This window comes from Sutterella sp., assembly GCF_052272535.1.
In the GTDB taxonomy this organism is placed as follows: domain Bacteria; phylum Pseudomonadota; class Gammaproteobacteria; order Burkholderiales; family Burkholderiaceae_F; genus Sutterella.
On sequence record NZ_DAVZJY010000286.1, the window covers coordinates 1 to 2,588 of the forward strand.

Consider the following 2,588-nt stretch of genomic DNA (forward strand, 5'->3'; position numbering starts at 1 on the left):
GCGACTCCTACCCACATGTATGCACGAAGCCTCCATTTTTTTGAGGTTGCAAAGCTTTGGGGGACTTACGGAAATGCTGATCCGGTGACCAAGTGGTCGCCCGGACAGACCTCCCCTCTCCGCCAAAAAACACCGGGGGCCGCAGCAGAACGAGAACTACTGCGACCCCCGGCCGTTCAGGACCTCATCCCGCAGGCGAAACGAGGGTTAGGTTCATCAGAAGCTCCAGCGGACGCCAACGCTCGCCTGCCACGGGTTCTTGATGGGCGACCCGGTGGTGGTCTGAACCTCGCCGTAGGCGGAGACGAAGTTCGTCATGTTGTAGGTGCCGCCCATGGCGAATTCGCCCCAAGTGCCGCCCATGTCTTCGGAGAACGTGCGATAGGTGTTGCCGTCGCCGCGCGTGCCTTCGGACTTGCCGTCCCAATCGTGGAGCCACGAGGCCTTGAGATAGACCGAACCCGTCTTCTCGGGGAAGACGTAGCCCACCGCCGCGCCCACGCGCCCGACGGTGTTCGTCACCGAGTTCTGATGGACGCGCGAGCCGAGAGACGTGCCGTAGTCCACGCTCTCGAGGCGCCCGTAGTTGAACTCAACCTGCGGCTCGACGTAGAAGCCCGAGTTCGGACAGGTGAGGCGCCAGCCGTACTCGACCGAGAAGGACGTGCCCCAGATACCGTAGGACCCTTCATGGAGACCCGCGGTGTTGCGGATGCTGAAGTCCGTGTTGACGCGGTGGCGCTTCACCGTGACGTCGACGAACTGCCCGTCGGGCGAGAGCCAGCCGCCGTAGACACCGAAGCTGTAGGTGTCGGAGTCGGCTGTGCCGTTCGAAAGCGTGCCGTCGTTGTCGGTGTAGGTGAAGGAGAGGCCCGCGAAGACTTCAGGCGTGAAGCGGTGATCGACGCCCACCTGGATCGCGTTGTAGTCGTTCTTGAAGCCGCTCGAGCGGTACTCACTCTTTCCCCCGAACCAACGGGCCCAGGCGCCGTCCGAAGCCGGCATCGAGCGCAGGTCGCCCATGCGCTTGTCGAGGTCGTTCATCTGCGCGCGGAAGCTCAGAACGTTGAAGCTCGCGACGTCTTCGAGGCTTTGCGTGACGGAGTTTGCCTTTTCCGAGAAGGAGGTGATGGTACCGTCCTCCCCAACGCCGATTTCGATCTCGCCGATCACGTTGCTTTCAGCGGCCTCAACGGTGTAGCTCTTGTCGCCCGCATTGATCTTGACGATGCCCGTGAGCGCCTTCTCTATCGACTCGGTGTCGCCGGAGAGCTTGCTCGTGTCGGCGACCTCGACCGTGAGGCTCCCGTCGCCCTTCTTCTCACCGATTTCGATCCAGCCCTCCTCGACGGAGTTGGTCGAGATGGTGCCGCCGCCTTCGCCGATGGTGAGGTCCTTCACGTTGGACTTGTCCGTGACGATCCAGCCCGCACCGTCAGCGAGATTGAGAGTGGTGCCGCCCGCGGATTCGGTGACGACCTCGCTCTTCGCGTTGAGATTCTTCACCGCGCCCTTGAGGTAGGAGTCCTCTCCCGAGAGCGTGATGTTGACGGCGTTCTTCGACTCGTCCTGATTGAAGCTCACCACGTCGCCTTCGATCTGAACCGTTTCGCCCGCGCCGATCGAGAGCACCGTGTCCTTGCTCACGCCCGAAGTCGGATCGCCGTGGTCAGCACCGGAGGTGATGTCGCCCTTCACCTGAAGGGTCTTGCCCGCCTGAATGACGAAATTGCCCGCCCCGTCGTACTTGCGGCCCAGGTTGAAGGACTCGACCGCCATGCCGTCCCCACCGTCAATCGCGATGTCGTCTGCATAGAGGGCGAAGTCGCCGCCGTTGCTGCGCAGAGCACCGGTCTTCGCATCAGTGCCCTTGAAGCTCGCCGAGGCGAGGGGCTTCTTTTCGGAACCGAACTTGATCGTCGAGCCCTCGTTCGCCTGAACGATGCCCGTGACGTCGAGCGCGCCCTGCGTCACCTCGAACGTGCCGCCGTTGCTCGTGAGTACGGCGCTCCTCTCGGCGTTGATCGAAACCTCGCCGTCGGCGGCGGCCGCTACTGTCAGCTTGGCCCCGTCACTTGCGCTCAGAAGGTGCTGGTCGCCGCCACTGCCGGCGTTAACGCTGAAGTTGTCGGCGTCGAAGGCGATCTCGGACTTGCTGCCGGTCGTCGAAACGTTGCCCGTAATGTCAACGGCCCCCGCATGAACATTCAGGCTGCCACCCTCGTCGATCCGAAGCGTGCTGTAGCCCGTGTTTTCGCGATTCGAAACCACCTTGAAGCTCGAGAGCTTGGCGTCCGCACCGCCGACCTCGATCGAGGAGTTCTTGTTGATGATCTGGCCGTTGAGCTTGAAATTCGTGGCCTGGATGCCGAGCGCGGCGCGTTTGGTCGTCTGAATGAGACCGTCGATCGTCAGGTCCGCGGCGCCATCGGCAACCCCGATCGTGGTCAGTTGAACCGTGGTGCCGTCGTTGCTGATGTCGAGCTTGTTGAAGGCCGCCTTCTCAGCGTACGCACTGAAGGTTCCCTTGGAGACGCTGGTCTTGTCGTTGACGCGCAGCTCGGTGAGCGTCGAGTCGGCCGACTTTC

1 protein-coding gene is annotated in these 2,588 nt (G+C 62.5%); it reads right to left on the minus strand.

The window, feature by feature from the left end; translation table 11 throughout:
- Positions 1-216: 216 nt before the first annotated feature.
- Positions 217-2,588: autotransporter outer membrane beta-barrel domain-containing protein (locus ACT6Y9_RS10315; RefSeq protein ID WP_443744468.1), on the minus strand; the 2,372-nt coding region annotated here is incomplete at its 5' end.